The organism is Pseudomonas sp. NBRC 111138 (assembly GCF_001320835.1).
Taxonomy (GTDB): Bacteria; Pseudomonadota; Gammaproteobacteria; order Pseudomonadales; family Pseudomonadaceae; genus Aquipseudomonas; species Aquipseudomonas paracarnis.
The window spans coordinates 1-16,100 of record NZ_BCBO01000100.1 but is presented as its reverse complement, the minus strand read 5'-3'; the positions used below and the strand labels follow the sequence as shown (position 1 = coordinate 16,100).

Here is a 16,100-nt window from a genome sequence, read left to right as displayed (position 1 = left end):
GACACCGGTGATGGAGAGATACGCGGGTGTTGGCATGACGGGTTTCCTTGCCTGATTGAGTAGGTATTGCCGAACAGCAAAAGCGCTGAAGGGGCAGAGGCCTATAACAAGAAGCGTGCCTGAAAGTATGAAAACCAATGAAATAAAGACCAAGGCGGCTCTGTGTTCGTTTGTTGAGAGCTTATTGTCGAGCGGTAGGTGGATTTCAGCGCTATTAGTTTCACGCCTGCGCGCACTTAGTTGCTCATGCCCTATAAGTTGTAAATGCGCGGCTGTCGGAGATAAAGCGTGGATTTTTCGATGAAGAGGTGCGCAAATAGTTGCGCATTCCTTTATTTGTTGGGTGTGTAGGACGTTTCTTAAGTTCCGTTCCGTTACTTGATGATTGTTTTTGTCGTGGCTAAGGTTCACTCACTTCGATGAGTTTTTAATGGAAGTTCAAGGGCGTTTCGACAATGGCGTTAAGTCCTCCTATTTACCTCGGACGGATGTGTGCAACTCAAAATGGCTTATTCAGAAGAACTTTATGTTCATTACCGCAAGCTTGCACGGACAGCATGTTGCTCAAGCAGTTTTGTTGGTAGTGACGTGCGTTTTTCGAGCGAGTTTGAAGCGCTGGAGGCCGAGCTTGGCAAAGCCCAGTCTATCCATGTTGCGGGCCAGCCGGATTGGCAGAAGGTCAGCGAAATCAGCGAGCATTTGCTGCGTGATCACTCCAAGGATCTACGCGTCGCCGTCTGGTTGGTCTGGGCCCTGTATCAACGTGATTCATTTGCTGGATTGCTGGCCGGTCTCGGTTTGCTGCGTGACCTGTGTGAACTCCATTGGGAGCAGGTTTACCCTGGCAAGCTACGAACCCGCGCTGCGGCGTTTGGCTGGCTGGTGTCGCGCCTTGAGCAAGCATTTGCACTCAACCCGTCGCTCAGCGATCAACGGCCGTTATTCCAGGCCCTGTTGGAACACCTGGCATGTCTCGACCAGCTATGGGGCGAACAACTTGGAAGCGATGCACCTTTGCTGCTGCCGATTCGCCGGCAATTGTCGGAGCGCTTGGCGCAGGGTGTATCCGAACCTGGCGGTGTCGCGAACGTCATTGCCCAGGTCAAGCAGACGACCCAGTTGCTGAGTCCCGGGCAACCGATCAACAACGAAAAAGACGCGCACAGACTGCTGCGCACTTTACAGGAGCAGGCCCGCCCGTTATGTGCCTGGTGGTTGCGCCAGGACGCAACCGACCTGCGTGCCTTGCGCCTGGGTCGAACCTTGGCGTGGTTGATGCTCGTCAATTATCCCGACGCCAACAGTGAGCGAGTAACGGCGTTGCGCCCGTTGGTCGCGGACAAGCGCAAGCGCTATCAAGAACGTCTCAGCCAAGGCCATTACGCCGATCTGTTGCCTGAGCTTGAGGTAAGCCTGGCGGGTGCGTTGTTCTGGTTGGATGGTTTGCGCATGGTCTGGGAGTGCCTGGACGCCTTGCATGCAAACCTGGCCATGACTGAACTGGAGATGCATTTGGCTCTGTTGCTGCAGCGCCTGCCGCACCTGCCTGAATATCGGTTCAACGACGGCACCCCCTTTGCCGACCCTGCGACAGGTGAGTGGATCGCGCTGCATGTGATGCGTCACGTGCACAAGCCCGAGCCCTCCCATGTTGTCGCCGACAGTGACACGCAGCCCTGGGAGACCACATTGCAAGCGGTGATGCCTTGCCTGCGAAAGGACGGCCTCAAGGCAGCAGTGGCCGTACTCAAGCAAGGGCTGCAGGCGGCGTGCGGTGATCGAGCGCGCTTTCATTGGCGCCTGGCGCTGGCCAGGTTGTGCGTGGCGGCTGGCAAGCATGAGCTGGCCAGGCTTCAGCTGGAAGAACTCGACCTTCAATTACAGCGCACAGGTCTGGAAAGTTGGGAGCCGGTGCTGACCTTGCAAGTCGGCAAGCTTCTGTACCGCTGCTATGAGCTGTTGCCACAAACCCAGCCCATATGCGACTGCAAAGACGCACTGCATCGCAGGTTGTGCCATTTCGATCTTGAAGCAGTACTTGAATAGCGCCTCATCAAAAAGGAAAAGCACCATGGCCAAAGACGGTTCGGTAGCCCCCAAGGAACGTATCAATATTACTTTCAAACCCGCAGTCGGTGGGGCCCAGGAAGAAGTCGAGCTGCCGTTGAAGCTGCTGGTGCTGGGAGATTTTTCCCAGCGTGCGGACCCACGCAAACTCGAGGATCGCAAGCCCATCGGTATCGACAAGCACACCTTTGACGAGGTGTTGGCCAAGCAAGCCTTGAGCCTGACGCTGAGCGTACCCAATCGCCTGCAGGATACCGCTGATGTGGAGGAGTTGCCGATCCAGGTGCAGATCAACGTCATGAGGGACTTCAATCCCGCAAACCTGGTCGAGCAGATCCCGGCGTTGCAAAAGCTGATGGCATTGCGTGAAGCCCTGGTGGCGCTCAAGGGGCCGCTGGGGAACACGCCGAACTTTCGCAAGGCTATCGAGCAGGCATTGGCCAATGACGACTCCCGCGCTCGAGTCCTGGCCGAACTGGGGCTGGACAGCCCTCAAGCATTGCCGTTTCAGTAAAGGGACACTGACACCATGAACACGATTGAACACAGCTCGACACTCGTACAAACCACCGAAACCTGCAGCATCCTCGATAACATCATTGCCCAGACCTTGCTCAGTGCCGACGACGAGGCTTACGGCATCGCCAAGCGCGGCGTGTCGGCGTTCATTGCAGAGCTGGTGAAGCCACATAACTGTGATGAGCCGGTAAAGAAACACCTGGTCGACCGCATGATTGCCGAGATCGATACCAAGCTCAGCCAGCAAATGGATGAAATCCTGCACCATCCGGACTTCCAGGCACTGGAGGCTTCCTGGCGAGGCTTGCAGTTGCTGGTCGAGCGCACCAATTTTCGCGAGAACATCAAGATCGAGCTCTTGAATGTCTCGCGCCAGGACCTCCTGGACGATTTCGAAGACTCATCGGAGATCACCCAGTCCGGGCTTTACAAACATGTCTACAGCGCTGAATACGGCCAGTTCGGCGGACAGCCGGTGGGCGCAATCATTGCCAACTACTTTCTCTCGCCCAACGCACCCGACGTGAAGCTGATGCAGTACGCCTCCAGCGTCGCCAGCATGGCCCATGCGCCTTTTATCGCCGCTGCCGGGCCCGGGTTCTTCGGTTTGGAAAGTTTCACCGGGCTGCCGGACCTGAAGGATCTGCGAGATCATTTCGAAGGTCCGCAATTTGCCAAGTGGCAAAGTTTCCGGCAGAGCGAAGACGCCCGTTATATCGGCCTTACCGTACCGCGCTTTCTGTTGCGTACCCCGTATGACCCCCTTGAGTATCCAGTCAAGACCTTTGCCTACCAGGAGAATGTGGTTAATAGCCACGAGCATTACTTGTGGGGCAATACCGCGTATGCCTTTGCCGCCCGCCTGACCGACAGCTTTGCGCGATTTCGCTGGTGCCCGAACATTATCGGCCCGCAAAGCGGCGGAGCGGTCGAGGACCTCCCGCTGCATCACTTCCAGAGCATGGGCGAGATCGAAACCAAAATCCCTACCGAGGTGCTGGTATCGGACCGACGCGAATACGAGTTGGCACAAGAAGGTTTCATCGCCTTGACCATGCGCAAAGGCAGCGATAACGCGGCGTTCTTTTCCGCCAGCTCCGTGCAGAAGCCAAAATCCTTTGGTATCAGTGAGGAGGGCAGGGCCGCAGAGCTGAATTACCGGCTGGGCACCCAATTGCCTTACATGATGGTAGTCAACCGCTTGGCGCACTACCTCAAAGTGCTGCAGCGCGAGCAGTTGGGCGCATGGAAAGAGCGCACAGACCTGGAGCTGGAACTCAACAAGTGGATTCGCCAGTACGTGGCGGACCAGGAAAATCCTAGTGCCGAGGTACGTGGGCGGCGCCCGTTGCGAGCTGCACGCATTGTCGTCAGTGATGTCGATGGCGAACCTGGCTGGTACCGGGTCAACCTGACTGTGCGCCCGCATTTCAAGTACATGGGGGCAGATTTCACTTTGTCCCTGGTCGGTAAGCTGGATAAAGAATGAGCAGAGGCTACGGCATGCCAGAGCACGGCAGCCTTTTCGAACGCCTCGAATGCGGTGCGTCGCCCCCGGAGGGCGGGGCGGCGTCCATTGCTGCCCATCTGGGGAAAATGCTCAGCACTCGCGCGGGCAGTGTCAAGACATTGCCTGATTATGGGCTGCCGGACCTCAATGACATGCGGCTTAGCTTGCATGAGTCCTTGAGCCAGTCGCGTCTACATATCGAGCGCTTTATCCAGGCCTATGAACCGCGGTTGACGAATGCACGTGTCAGGCTGTTGCCGGGGGCGCGTGAATCCCTGGAGTTGGCGTTTGCCATCGAGGCTGAGCGGGCCATTGACGGCATCCTGCAGCCCGTGGTGTTCCACGCCCGCCTCACGGATGCCGGGCGGGTTGAGGTTTTTACCGATGACGCTTGACCGATATTTTCAAAGCGAACTCAGTGCCCTGCGCCAACTGGGCAGGCGTTTTTCAGAGCGCAATCCCGCCCTGGCGCCGTTTCTCGCCGAGGCTGGTCAGGACCCGGATGTCGAACGCTTGCTGGAGGGTTTTGCCTTTTTGACCGCGCGCCTGCGCCAGAAGCTGGATGACGAACTGCCGGAGTTGACGCATTCGTTGATGCACTTGCTCTGGCCTCATTACATGCGGCCGATACCGGCCTTCAGCATCCTGCAATTCGATCCGTTGAAACGCGCTGGTCCCGGTGTTCGAGTGGGTCGGGACACCGCCGTGGAAAGCGCCACCATCCACGGCGAGCGTTGCCGGTTCCGTACATGTTACGCCACCGATGTCATGCCCCTGCAACTCAGTGGCCTGGAATACCGGAGCCAGGGCGAAGGGGCCCGTCTGGATTTGCACCTGAGCATGAGTGTCGCAGGTAACTTCAGCGAGTTGGCATTTGATTCACTGCGCTTGCACCTGGCCGGAGATCCTTATGTCAGTCAGGGCCTGTATCTGAACCTGTTGCGTCATCTCGATGGGATCTGCCTGCTGTTACTGGATCACGACGGTATGCCGATCATCGCCAGCGATGGCATGCCCGTGATGCTACGGCTCGCTGCTGACCAGGTTCGGCCGGTGGGATTCTCCAAGGAGCAGGCGTTGATTCCTTATCCGCAGAATGCCCTGGGGGGTTATCGACACCTGCAGGAGTACTTTGCTTTTCCCGAGAAGTACCTGTTTGTCGACGTTGAAGGTCTGAGTGTGCTGCACACGCTGTCTCACGAGCTGCTCCGGCAGGCGCATGGCATGGTAATGCGCTTTGAACATCGCACTCACGGCCGTGAACCTCAGCGTCCCACCCTGGACAACATAAAGTTGTATTGCACGCCCATCGTCAACCTGTTCAAGCAGGATGCGATTCCTATTCGCCTGGATGGAAAGCAGGATGAGTACCTCTTGGTGCCCGGGGAATATACGCCGGGTAATGCCAGCGTCTTTTCCGTGGATCAGGTCACTGGGTGGCGCCCCGGTGGCTTGGGCTATCAAACCTACGTGCCGTTCGAGTCGTTTGAGCATGACTGCGACACTGAGCCCCTGGCGGCACCGCCCAGCTACAGCATTCGCCAACGCTCGTCGGTTCAACATGCCGGGCTCGATACCTGGATGGGGTTTGGCAACCGCCGCGAGCGGGGCCATGAAACCTTGTCGGTCGAACTGACCTGTACTAATTGCAACCTGCCGCGCCAACTGCGTGCGGGTGATATCAATCTGCCCGGTGAGCAGACGCCGGAGTCGTTGACGTTCCGCAACATCACCGCGCCAACGGCGAGCTTCGCACCACCACTGGACCAAGACTATCTGTGGAAGCTCATCAGCAACATGTCGCTCAACTATTTGTCGTTGACCGATATCAATGCCTTGAAAGTGATTCTGGAGTCCTACGATTTGTCGCGTTATTACGATCGCCAGGCCCTGAAGGTCAGCCAGAAAAGACTGGGCGCCTTGCTCTCCATCCGCCAAGAGCCAGTGGATCGCCTGCACCGCGGGCTGCCCATCCGAGGCGTGCGGATCGATCTGACGGTCGATTCCCAGGGCTTTGTTGGCCAGGGCGACCTGTTTGTATTCGCTTGCGTTCTAAATGAGTTTTTTGCGCTTTATGCCAGCCTCAATTCGTATCACGAGTTGCGGGTCATCAGCACACAAGGAGACGTGTATCTATGGCCATCCCAGATGGGACAGCAACCCCAGCTCTGACTCAACTTTGTCGCGTTATCCGTGAGTTCACGTTGTTTCAGGCGGTTCTGCAGGTTATCGAGCATTTGCGCGAGGCCCATCCGCTTTTAGATGACGACGCGCTGTACGACCAGTTGGAATTCCAGGCCAACCCTGGTCTCGGGTTTGCCGCGCACGATATTGACCGGGTGGAGTTCTTTATGGAACAGGGCCAATTGCGCGCACGCCTGCGTCTGAATGTGTTGGGGTTATTCGGTGCGGGGTCACCACTGCCCGCGTTTTATGGTGAGCAGGCATTCGCCGAGCGCTCGGGTGGCAACCCGACTCGGGATTTTCTCGACCTGTTCCACCATCGGCTGCACCGGCTGATGCTGCCGATCTGGCGCAAGTACCGCTATCGGGCGTGTTTCCGGGCAGGTGCCAACGATAGGTTTTCCGAGCAGATGTTTGCCTTGATAGGGCTGGGCGCAGCTGCGATACGGGGCGTTTGCCAAGTCGATTGCAAGCGCTTGCTGCCTTACCTTGGCTTGCTGAGTTTACGGGTGCATTCGGCGGCGTTGATCGAGTCGGTCCTGCGTTACTACTTCATGCACGAGGCGTTGTTTCTAGAGCAATGGGTTGCACGTACGGTCGAGGTCTGCCAGACGCAGCGCAATCATCTGGGGCGGGCCAATAGTGCTCTTGGCGATGACCTGGTTCTGGGGCACCGCATCGCTGACCGCAGTGGCAAGTTCAGGGTGCATGTCCGGGCGCTGTGCTGGGAGCGTTTCCACGATTTTCTGCCCACCGGAAGTGCCTACCAACCACTGCGTTCGCTGGTGCGCCTGACCCTGCGGGACCCCTTGGACTACGACCTGAGCCTGATGTTGGCGCAGGGCCAGATCAAGGCCTTGCATATTGGTGAGAACACAGTTTGCCGCCTGGGCTGGACCACTTGGCTGGCGCATGAACAGGCCGATGGCGTGGTCACGCTGACCCACAATTCATCAGGGATTAATGACCATGACTAATGCGGACCTGCAACAACTGATCGGCGCGCTGTCGGCAAGACCGACACAGTGCTGGCCCTGGCGTGTTTCGACGAGTGCAGCCCATGACCGATAACCTGCTTGGTAAAGAGGCCGACCCGCTGGTTTATGTCGACGCGCTGTCTGCCTGTTTCACACGCTTGGGGTTCGAGCGCGATGAACATTCGTTACTTGAAGGATGCGTTACCGGGGCGGCACGGCTGAGCCAGTGTGAGCTCAGCCAATTGTATCTGCTGGACGAAGTGACCGGCCGGCTTGAACTGACCGCTCAACATATGGCCCAGATACCATCGCTCTCCGTTGCGCCTGCGTGTCCCGATCAGTCCCACCAAGGGCTGCTGCACGCAACCTTGAACCAGGGCTCCGTCCTGAGTCTGGAGGATGTGCAAGACAGTGGGTATGACACCCGCTTCCTCCCGGCAATGGCGATACCCTGGCGTGCGCTATTGATCGTGCCGCTGCTCAGCCGATGCAAACGTATGACCGGTGTGCTGGTCTTCGCCCGCCAGCAGTCGGTCCAGTTGCGAGTCTACGCCTCATCCTTGGGGCATTTGGGCAGCTTCGCCTTGAATCAGTTACTCGCACTGCGCGATATCCAGCCCATCGTTGGCACAAAGCGCAGATGCGACAAACCGTTGGCTGGAACATATGGCTTGATTGGCACCAGTGCGGCAATGGAGCAGGCGTGCCGGCTGATCAGTAAAGTGCTGCACACGTCTTATACCGTGCTGCTGCACGGTGAGACCGGCACTGGCAAGGAAGTGGTGGCCCGCGCCATCCATGCCGCCGGGCCGCGCAAGGCCAAGGCCTTTGTCGTGCAGAACTGCGCAGCGTTCCCGGAAGGGTTGCTTGAAAGCGAACTGTTCGGCTACCGAAAAGGCGCGTTCACTGGCGCCGAGCGCAATCACGCGGGGCTGTTCGACGCTGCGCATGGCGGTACGTTGCTGCTGGATGAGATCGGCGATATGCCGCTGTCACTGCAAGCCAAGTTGCTGCGGGTATTGCAGGAGGGCGAGGTTCGCCCACTGGGCGCCAGTGCAGCCCATAAGGTTGATGTCCGCATCATTGCTGCCACCCATCGCGACCTCGCGGCGATGGTTGCCGAGGGGCGCTTTCGCGAGGATCTCTATTATCGGCTTGCTCAGTTTCCCATCACTCTACCGGCCCTGCGCGAGCGAGACGGCGATGTACAGCAACTGGCGCGCTATTTCACGGACAAGGTTTGCGAAGCGCTGGAAAGGTCACCTGTCGATTGGTCGAATACCGCCCTTGATCAACTTTCCAGCCACAGCTTCCCCGGCAACATACGCGAGCTCAAATGCCTGGTGGAGCGCGCCGTGCTGTTGTGTGACGACAGCGTGATCCGACCGGAGCATCTGGCGCTGCCAATGACACTGACGCCAGCCGCTACCGATGAAGCGACCCTGCGCCAGCGCATGGAGCGAGTGGAGCGCACGTTTTTGCTCGATTGCCTGCACAAGAATCGCGGTAATCGCACCCGTACGGCACGGGAGCTAGGGGTTGCCCGGCGTACGCTGCTCTACCGTCTTGCCCGCTTGAACATTCCCTTTGGCGATGCCAGGGAAGAACGCTGAATGACGCACCTTATTTTCACTATGGGAGAAAGCCGATGCCTGATCGTCCATGGCACATCGTCGTGCTTGTACTGTTTTTGCTGGGTGGCTGTAACGCCAACTATGTATTCGATGACGCTGAGTACCATCCTGTGGGTGACCCACAGGCGATCACTCGTGGCCGCTGAATGGAGGGTCATGAAGATGCAGCTTGTGTTTGAGATCTGCGCGCCCGAGAGCGAAAAGAACGTGCCCCTGGACCGCAAAGTGTTTGACGTGAGTGGTGGCGTGATCGGCCGCGGCTCGGAATGTGATTGGGTAATACCTGACGCCAGCCGCGTGCTCTCCAGCCACCATGGACTGGTCGCCTACCGCGAGGGCCGCTATTTCCTCACGGATATCAGCCGCAACGGAATCAGGGTGGCAGGGAGTCATGAGCGCCTGCGCAAGGGGCACGCGCGATTGATCAGTGATGGCGAAGTGTTCGAGCTGGGAGCGTTGGCGATACGTGCGCGCTTGCTGGAGCCACCGCAACCTGCTGGCGGCTTGCAGGCCGCCTCGGCAGTAACGATCCCTGAAGACGCCTTCCTCTCGCTGGGCCCTTCGCATCAGTTGGACCTTGATTGCCGTATGCATGCCTTTTCGCAGGATCTGGAGGCATTGAACGAGTCCGCCGATGAGCAGCAAGTGTGGACGGATCGCTACGGGGCTGACCGGGAGCACGTGGTCTTCCCACGTCGGGAAGAACCCGCGGTAGAGGTTGCTACGGTACAGGCAGCGATGACTGTGCCGACTGATGACGAGTTCTGGCCACAATTTGCAGCAGCCTTGGGCCTGGACCTGAATACGCTCGATCAACCGGGTCGGCAAGCACTGGCGATCAAGGTGGCGCGCTTATTTCGCCTGACGATCGAAGGGTTGCAACAAAGTTTGCGCACCCGTGACGAATTGAATAACGAGTTGGATACAGCGCCGTTCGGCAGCCATGGTGTGGGCCTTAATCCCTTGAAAGCGTGTAGCGACATCGATGCTGCGGTAGCTGCGATGTTGGATATAAGTGCGTTAGGCCAGATGCCCGCTGTACGGGCTATCACCCAGGCTCACCGGGAACTGCAAGCGCATCAGGTCGCACTGTTGGCCGCCTGTCGAAGCACCTTGCGCAACGCCCGTGCGGCCTTTGAGCCCAGCTATCTGTTGGGATGCTTCGAGTCCTCGGGCAAGTCGGTCGGGTTTTTCTCGGATGGTGAGCATTGGCGTGCGTACCAGCGTCATTACCAGCGTCTGGTGGCGCAAGAGCGATTGAATGATCGTCCTTTGGGGGGCGACTTCGCCAAGGCCTATGAGGAGCAGGTGCGCCTGATCTCCAGCCTGCATATTGATTTTCCAGGATAATGCTCATGTACCGAGTCACCCTTGCTTTGCTGTTGCTCATGTTCGGGCTATTGACAGGTTGCAGCGCCGCCTCGCCTTTTTCTAAGCTGACCAAGCTAGACATGGCGCTGACCGCCAGTGAACTCGTCAACCCGGATCTGCATGGCCGCCCCTCGCCAGTTGTGGTGCAGTTGATTGAACTGCGCCAGGGCGTCGCTTTTGAACATGCCGACTTCTTCGGTCTGTATGGCAATGCGCAGCAGACGCTGTCCAAGGACTGGGTAAACAGCGACGAACTTGAATTGCGCCCTGGGGACCGCCTGGGGCTCAAGCTTCGTATCGGACCTGACAGTCGTTTCGTGGGGGTGCTGGCGGCTTATCGAGACCTGCCCAATGTCCAGTGGCGGCTGCTGATCCCGCTGACCGTGCAACAACGTAACCGTGCTGATCTGGTATTGGATCAGACCGGTATACGCGTTGCTGGCTCACTCGCCGGCCTGGAGGCGCAGTGACATGCAGGCTCAGAAAGTTATCTGGCAAGAAGGCATGCTGTTGCGGCCACAGCACTTGCAGCACAACGACCGTTATTATCATCAACAACTCACCCAGACGCGCTTGTTGGGCAGCGATACCTGGGGCTTGCTCACGCTGGAACTCAATTTGCAGTACCTCAAGCTGGGCAAGCTGGTGGTCAACCAGGCCAGCGGCGTTTTGCCGGACGGTAGCCTGTTTGAGTTGAGCCCCGGCATGGAACCTCTGGTGTTGCAGGTACCCACCGACACGGGCAGACAAGGCGTTTTCCTCGCGCTCCCGTTGGCCAGTGGCAGTCACCTTGAAGTTCGCCAGCCAGGACAGAGTGATGTGCTGGCACGCTACGTCAGCTGCGAAGTGGAAGTGGGAGATGCCAATGCGGGTGTGGATACGCGTTGCCGGATCAACTGCGCACGTCCCGACTTACGTCTTCTGTTGGGCGAACATCCGCATGACGAGCACTTCGTCAAACTCAAGATCGCCCAGGTACTGGACGCCACCGACGAGGGGGGAGTGAACCTGGATACAACGTTCATCCCTACGTTCATTTTCGTGCAGGAGCATGGGTACGTGGCGTCGTGTCTCAAGGAGGTGATCGGCCTGCTTGTCAGCAGGGGCGATGCCATCGCTGCACGTATTCGTGGCGAGAGCACGACCGCAGGCACACAAATCGCTGACTTCCTGATGCTGCAAGTAATCAATCGTACCGAGCTGGAGCTGCGCCACTGCCTGAGCCAGGCTCGGGTGCGGCCCGAAGCAGTGTTCCGTGCGCTGGTGTCCCTGCTCGGTGAGTTATCAACGTTCGCCAGTGACAGTAAGCGTGCGCAGTTGAACGTTCATTACCAACACGGTGATCAGGGCGCCAGTTTTCGTGGGCTGATGGAGCAGGTGCGCTTGGTGCTGTCTGTGGTGTTGGAGCAACAGGCGATCAAGTTGGCTTTGCAGCCGCGCCAATATGGCGTCCTGGTATGCCCAGTCAGCGAGTTGAAATTGCTTGGTACGGCCACCTTCATTTTGGCGGCCACTGCGCAGTGTGAGGCGCAGGAACTGCGCCAGCGTCTGCCGGCACACCTGAAAGTCGCGCCGGTTGAGCGCATACGTGAATTGGTCAACCTGCACTTGGCCGGTATCAAGGTCACGTCGTTGCCAGTGGCGCCGCGACAGATTCCATTTCACGCCGGCAAGACCTACTTCATGCTCGATATGAGCGCTCGTGATATCGCACAACTGGAGCAGTCAGGTGGTTTCGCTTTCCACGTAGGAGGTGAGTTCACCGGGCTTGAACTTGACTTCTGGGCCATCAGGAATTGAACGCCATGGAAAGTGAATGCACTCAAGATGAAAAAACCGTCTTGCTTGACCGGGAAAGTCATGGGCCTGCCCAAGGACCATTAACGGACTTCCCGTCGCCGCCGCGTTATGAGCAGTTGGAAGATCGGATGATCTACGCCGGCCTCAGGCTCGATACGCAAAGCTTCCAGGTTGGGCTCAACCCTATAGTCGACGCAGCCTGGGCGGTATTGTCCGAGGTTGTAGGGCTCAGGCGCTGCTCTGGCCGTGAAAGTTGGGACACGCTCAACGAGCGGTTGTCGTTGGCTGTCAATCAATTTGAAACCCACGCTTTGCAGGGCGGCGTGGAAAGCAGCCAGATAATATCGGCGCGTTATGTGTTGTGCAGTGTGATTGACGAGGCGGTCTTGATAACTCCGTGGGGGGCGCAGAGCGAGTGGTCGAAAAAGAGCCTGTTGAGCCGCTTTCATAACGAAACCTTCGGGGGCGAAAAAGTTTTCCAACTGCTGGAGCGGCTGTCGCGCGACCCCCTCAAGCACCTGGCGATGCTGGAGCTTTTGTACCTGTGTCTATCTTTGGGGTTCGAGGGCAAATACCGGGTCATGGAGCGGGGCGCGTCACAACTTGAGGCTGTTCGTGATGCCTTGTATCGCCAGATCAGGCATGTACGTGGGGAACCGCTGAAGGCGCCGCTACTGCCTGCCATACAGGGGAAGGACCCGCACAAGCGGATCCGTGTCATTCCCGTCACCTGGTGTGTGGCATTCACCCTGAGCTGTTTGTTGGCTCTGTATACAGGATTTGCCTGGGTACTGAGCAAGGAACGATCGAATGCACTGCAACCCCTTCAATTCTCGGCGTCGGACCTGATTCGTACGCCCTTGTAAACGCTGGAGCAATGAATGAGCGCATTCTTCAAGAGGATGGGCGCCGTGCTGGGCAGGGTTTGGGTTTGGAGCCTTCTGCTGGCGCTTTCCTGTGCGGCACTCGTGTGGTTTTTAGGGCCGCTGTTGGCAGTGGATGACTATCGTATCTGGCAGGGGACGACTGCTCGCCTGCTTACCATCAGCATCGTGTTTTTACTGTGGGGGCTGGTGATAGCGCTTACGGATACTGGTAGTGCTACCAGGCGCCAAAGGCCCCCGCGTGAGCAGCCGTTGAAGTGGGTCGAGGATGAGCGCCGTCAGGTAAGCGTTCGATTCAAAAACGCTGTGCATCTGCTGAAAACATCCAGCCATTATGGCGTGCATAACGCACGGTGGCGCCATGATCTGCCGTGGTACCTGTTGATCGGCGAGCCGGGCAGTGGCAAAACGCAGTTACTGGCTGCCGCCGGCTTGCCGTTGGCGCTCGACCCTGCCCAAGGGCGACCAATGGGCAGTAGCACTCATTGTGAATGGTACTTTGCCGCCGCAGGCATACTCGTCGACACGCCGGGGCGCTACCTTACCCAGCCTGACAGCTCAGTGGATGCCGCAGGTTGGGCAACCCTGCTCAATCTGCTCAGATGGCGGCGCCGAGTGCGTCCGCTGAATGGTGTAGTGGTGACGCTGTCGGTCGACACGTTGTTGAGCATCAACGAGTACGACCTGGATCATCACGCACGCCGTGTGCACTCACGTTTGCAGGAGATTCAGCAGACGTTGCATGTGGATGTGCCGATCTACCTGGTTTTGACCCAGGCCGATCGGTTGTCGGGATTCGCTGAGTTCTTCGACCTGCCCCACGCAGAGAGTGCTGACAGCTTGCTTGGGCAGCACTTGGACGCCCATGTCGAGGATACTGACACTACGCAGGTTCGCCGGGCCGTCGAGCGATTGTTACAGCGCTTGAATAGTGAGCTGATCGGGCGATTGCACCAGGAGCGCAATGTCGAGCGCCGGGGGCTGATGCTGGGATTCCCCCAGCAGGTGGCACGAATAGGTGAACGCGTGAATCTGTTCGCTGAAATGGCGTTTTCCTCTCATCGCTACCAACCCATCAATGGTCTGCGAGGGATTTTCCTGACCTGCGCCGATGGCCGGCACCCGCGATTTGTGCAGGGCCTGTTCAGCCAGGCAATCTTTGCCGAAGCCGACCTCGCTGGCTTGCAGGCCGAGGAACGACAGCGAATCCGTTGGCGCCAGGGGTTGCAAGCGATGGCCGTAGCCTTGGTTATTGGCGGTGTCGGCGGGCTGTGGTGGCACAGTTATGCCGTCAACCATCAACGACTGGCGCAGTTGGCGGCACTGGTAGCTCTCCCGCCGCTTGGCTCGCAAGCCAGCGATGACAGCACGGCGCTGTTGGCGCTGTTGGATACGCGGCTGGCGGCGACCCGGGTTTTTCCCAGGTCGGCAGATGTGCGCCTGGTCGAGCACGTTGGGCTGTATCAGGGCGAGCTGAGTCGGCCCAGTGTCGAACACGCCTATGAGCAGGCACTGCACCAGCAATTGCTGCGTTGGATAACCGCCCAACTGGACGAGCAGGTATATGCCAGCCTGGGAGATCGGGACCGGCTATTGGTCAATCTGCGCGCGTATTTGATGCTCAACTTGCGCGAGCGCCGTGAGACTGCTTGGCTGGCACAACATATGGCGAGCCTCTGGTCGGAGCGTTTTGCCGGGGACATGTCGACACAGAAGCGCCTGACTGATCACTTTGCGCGGCTGCTTGAGCGCCCGTTTGTCGGGCCGCTCAACGAGGAACGGGTGGCTCAGGCTCGCGAAGCACTGAGGGGCGAGTCATTGGCCGACGTGGTGTATCGGGTACTGCGCGAACAAGCTCGCGACCTGGAACCCTTGCGCTTGGCCGAGGGCAATGTATTCGCTGGTATCGCCCCCTCCGTACCGGGTTTCTATACCAAAAGGTATCTGCAGTACTTTGAGACGCAGGGCCCACGGTTGGTTGACACCATTGCCCGGGATAACTGGGTGCTCGGTGAGGGTGCCGACCTGGGCCATCAAGATTTGAGTCGGCTGATGGCGCAATTGCAACAGCGCTATTTCAGTGAATATGCCGATGCCTGGAGCGATGTTCTCGGCCGTATCACGCTGCAAGAGACCGACAGCCTACGCCAGGACGCCGAGCAACTCATGAGCCTGACTTCGGCCCAGTCCCCTTTGATTCGGTTGTTGCAACAGCTGCGTGAAAACACGCGTTTGCTGCCAGGTCATGAGCTGCTCGATAAAGTAGTGCAACATCCCGCAGACGTGGCCAAGGCGGCGCTGGTGGCTGGGCCAGTGGCTTTTGCTGATGCTGCGCGGCGGGCGTTGCAACAAAAATTCGAGCCTTTGCATCAATTGCTGGATGAGCAGAACAACCCCGGAGCAGAGTTGACCCAGGCTTTGCGTCAGTTGGATGAACTGCACTTGCAACTGACGGCATTGAACCGTGACAGCGCACCCGAGCAGGCAGCCTTCCTGCGTGCCCGGCAGCGTATGGAGGGGCAGCAGGATGTGCTGGGTAGCCTGCGTGATGCCGCTGCGCGTCTGCCGCTACCCGTTGCCGGCTGGCTTGAGGGCCTGGCCGACGAGAGTTGGCGGCATTTGCTGGAGCAGGCCTATGTGCACGTCAACCAACGCTATCAGAGCGATGTGCGTAGCCCTTACGCCAAGGCAATTGGACGACGTTACCCGTTCCATGCCAACGCGAGCAATGACGTAGCCCTTCATGATTTTCAGGAGTTCTTCAAGCCACGAGGGGTGATGGCGCGCTTTTATGAGAACTACCTGCGGCCTTTCATCAGTGTCGACGGCACTCGCTACCGATTGCGTGGGCTGGATGGCCAGAGCTTGCCGGTTTCGCGTTCGCTGTTGGAGCAATTGACAAAAACCCAGGCCATACGCCGCGGTTTTTTTACCGAGGACACGGAGGAGTTATCTGTGCGGTTTACCGTGGCGCCCTACAGCCTGGACCCATCGATCAGTCGTGCGATTCTGCGCGTGGGTGACCAGCAATTGGAATATCGCCACGGTCCCATCGTGCCCGTGGCGTTCCGTTGGCCCACCGATGCAGACAATGGGCGCAGCAGTCTCGTCCTGGAGAAAGGCACCGAGCAGCGACCCTTGGGAATCGAGAAGA

Annotated in this window: 14 protein-coding genes; 13 read left to right on the top strand and 1 reads right to left on the bottom strand. The window is 58.3% G+C overall.

All coding sequences use genetic code 11. The features are described 5' to 3' along the window. The coding region (locus tag APH41_RS29210; RefSeq protein WP_218187870.1) for a hypothetical protein at positions 1–411 on the bottom strand (411 nt) is incomplete at its 3' end. Between the two features lie 93 nt (positions 412–504). Here APH41_RS29210 and tssA point away from each other — a divergent pair. The 13 genes from tssA to tssM all read left to right on the top strand — a co-directional run. Then, complete coding sequence (gene tssA / locus APH41_RS19675) at positions 505–2,046, top strand: type VI secretion system protein TssA (RefSeq protein ID WP_054920881.1); 1,542 nt, start codon at positions 505–507, stop codon at positions 2,044–2,046. Between the two features lie 25 nt (positions 2,047–2,071). Continuing rightward, entirely contained in the window at positions 2,072–2,581 is a 510-nt protein-coding gene (tssB, locus tag APH41_RS19670) for a type VI secretion system contractile sheath small subunit (RefSeq protein WP_034126107.1), read from the top strand. 15 nt (positions 2,582–2,596) lie between these two features. Beyond that, positions 2,597–4,075, top strand: a complete 1,479-nt coding sequence (tssC, locus tag APH41_RS19665; RefSeq protein ID WP_054920879.1) for a type VI secretion system contractile sheath large subunit — start codon at positions 2,597–2,599, stop codon at positions 4,073–4,075. A gap of 14 nt (positions 4,076–4,089) precedes the next feature. Further along, positions 4,090–4,491, top strand: coding sequence for a type VI secretion system baseplate subunit TssE (tssE, locus tag APH41_RS19660; RefSeq protein WP_054898539.1), 402 nt, complete (start codon positions 4,090–4,092; stop codon positions 4,489–4,491). After that, the gene (gene tssF / locus APH41_RS19655) at positions 4,481–6,268 is read left to right on the top strand and encodes a type VI secretion system baseplate subunit TssF (protein ID WP_054898528.1); all 1,788 of its coding nucleotides are present in this window, start codon (positions 4,481–4,483) and stop codon (positions 6,266–6,268) included. The genes tssE and tssF overlap by 11 nt, the downstream gene beginning before the upstream one ends. Beyond that, the gene (gene tssG / locus APH41_RS19650) at positions 6,232–7,257 is read left to right on the top strand and encodes a type VI secretion system baseplate subunit TssG (protein ID WP_054898529.1); all 1,026 of its coding nucleotides are present in this window, start codon (positions 6,232–6,234) and stop codon (positions 7,255–7,257) included. The genes tssF and tssG overlap by 37 nt, the downstream gene beginning before the upstream one ends. Before the next feature lie 83 nt (positions 7,258–7,340). Continuing rightward, the gene (locus APH41_RS19645) at positions 7,341–8,870 is read left to right on the top strand and encodes a sigma 54-interacting transcriptional regulator (RefSeq protein ID WP_054898530.1); all 1,530 of its coding nucleotides are present in this window, start codon (positions 7,341–7,343) and stop codon (positions 8,868–8,870) included. A 35-nt stretch (positions 8,871–8,905) separates the two neighbouring features. Continuing rightward, positions 8,906–9,037 (top strand): hypothetical protein, encoded by a 132-nt coding sequence (locus APH41_RS19640; protein WP_034126102.1) that lies wholly within the window; start codon positions 8,906–8,908, stop codon positions 9,035–9,037. 10 nt (positions 9,038–9,047) lie between these two features. Further along, entirely contained in the window at positions 9,048–10,241 is a 1,194-nt protein-coding gene (gene tagH, locus APH41_RS19635; protein ID WP_054920877.1) for a type VI secretion system-associated FHA domain protein TagH, read from the top strand. Positions 10,242–10,246: 5 nt separating this feature from the next. Further along, the gene (gene tssJ / locus APH41_RS19630) at positions 10,247–10,732 is read left to right on the top strand and encodes a type VI secretion system lipoprotein TssJ (protein ID WP_034126100.1); all 486 of its coding nucleotides are present in this window, start codon (positions 10,247–10,249) and stop codon (positions 10,730–10,732) included. Between the two features lies 1 nt (position 10,733). Beyond that, complete coding sequence (gene tssK / locus APH41_RS19625) at positions 10,734–12,062, top strand: type VI secretion system baseplate subunit TssK (protein WP_054898532.1); 1,329 nt, start codon at positions 10,734–10,736, stop codon at positions 12,060–12,062. Between the two features lie 5 nt (positions 12,063–12,067). Beyond that, positions 12,068–12,928 carry a type IVB secretion system protein IcmH/DotU gene (gene icmH / locus APH41_RS19620; RefSeq protein WP_054898533.1) on the top strand — a complete coding sequence of 287 codons (861 nt, stop codon included), beginning with the start codon at positions 12,068–12,070 and terminating at the stop codon, positions 12,926–12,928. A gap of 15 nt (positions 12,929–12,943) precedes the next feature. Further along, the coding region (tssM, locus tag APH41_RS19615; RefSeq protein ID WP_054920875.1) for a type VI secretion system membrane subunit TssM at positions 12,944–16,100 on the top strand (3,157 nt) is incomplete at its 3' end.

Excerpts from the sequence above, each read along its gene's own strand:
- tssA (WP_054920881.1), top strand. The coding sequence starts at position 505 with ATGGCTTATTCAGAAGAACTTTATGTTCATTACCGCAAGCTTGCACGG.
- tssB (WP_034126107.1), top strand. The coding sequence starts at position 2,072 with ATGGCCAAAGACGGTTCGGTAGCCCCCAAGGAACGTATCAATATTACT.
- tssC (WP_054920879.1), top strand. The coding sequence starts at position 2,597 with ATGAACACGATTGAACACAGCTCGACACTCGTACAAACCACCGAAACC.
- tssE (WP_054898539.1), top strand. The coding sequence starts at position 4,090 with ATGCCAGAGCACGGCAGCCTTTTCGAACGCCTCGAATGCGGTGCGTCG.
- tssF (WP_054898528.1), top strand. The coding sequence starts at position 4,481 with ATGACGCTTGACCGATATTTTCAAAGCGAACTCAGTGCCCTGCGCCAA.
- tssG (WP_054898529.1), top strand. The coding sequence starts at position 6,232 with ATGGCCATCCCAGATGGGACAGCAACCCCAGCTCTGACTCAACTTTGT.
- APH41_RS19645 (WP_054898530.1), top strand. The coding sequence starts at position 7,341 with ATGACCGATAACCTGCTTGGTAAAGAGGCCGACCCGCTGGTTTATGTC.
- APH41_RS19640 (WP_034126102.1), top strand. The coding sequence starts at position 8,906 with ATGCCTGATCGTCCATGGCACATCGTCGTGCTTGTACTGTTTTTGCTG.
- tagH (WP_054920877.1), top strand. The coding sequence starts at position 9,048 with ATGAAGATGCAGCTTGTGTTTGAGATCTGCGCGCCCGAGAGCGAAAAG.
- tssJ (WP_034126100.1), top strand. The coding sequence starts at position 10,247 with ATGTACCGAGTCACCCTTGCTTTGCTGTTGCTCATGTTCGGGCTATTG.
- tssK (WP_054898532.1), top strand. The coding sequence starts at position 10,734 with ATGCAGGCTCAGAAAGTTATCTGGCAAGAAGGCATGCTGTTGCGGCCA.
- icmH (WP_054898533.1), top strand. The coding sequence starts at position 12,068 with ATGGAAAGTGAATGCACTCAAGATGAAAAAACCGTCTTGCTTGACCGG.